Source organism: Paenibacillus sp. OT2-17, from assembly GCF_009827695.1.
Taxonomy (GTDB): Bacteria; Bacillota; Bacilli; order Paenibacillales; family Paenibacillaceae; genus Paenibacillus; species Paenibacillus polymyxa_B.
On record NZ_WUDQ01001046.1, the window covers coordinates 1 to 544 of the forward strand.

Sequence of the window (544 nt, forward strand, 5' to 3'; positions counted from 1 at the left end):
TGATGTGGGCGTCTATCCGATATCAGCCGCTCGTATGTATTTGGATCGGGAACCGGAGGCAGTGACGGTACATGCCTTATTTTCCCCGGAGCATGACAACGTCGATATGATGGCTTCCGGTTTGCTGGAATTTCCGGGTGGAGTCAACCTTACTTTCGATTGTGGCATGTGGGCAGCTAATCGTTCCAACATGGAAATTCTCGGTAGCAAGGGTACGATTGCGATGCCCAAAATGTTCGGTTGGGAAAGAACGTCTGTTGTACCGCAAATTTTCGTCCACGTCGGTTCGGTCACGCGTGAGGAACGTCTGAAAGGTTTTAATTCCTTTGAACTGCAAGCGGATGCTTTTGCTAAAGCGGTGCTTGACGGTGTCCCGTTGCCGTATGAGCCAGAAGATGCGGTGAGCAATATGAAGGTAATCGATGCTTGTATTGAGTCAGCTCGCAGTCGGAAACGGATAGAAATTGGATAACGGGATCACTGTATTCCCGTAAAGACATAAAAAGCAGCCTGTCCAAAGGACAAGCTGCTTTTTTAGATGAAC

The 544-nt window shown here is 48.5% G+C and carries 1 protein-coding gene; it reads left to right on the top strand.

The genetic code is table 11. From position 1 onward, the window contains the following. A partial coding sequence (locus tag GRP75_RS28960) for a Gfo/Idh/MocA family protein (protein ID WP_160791110.1) occupies positions 1-472 on the top strand: 472 nt, incomplete at its 5' end. Positions 473-544: the final 72 nt, after the last annotated feature.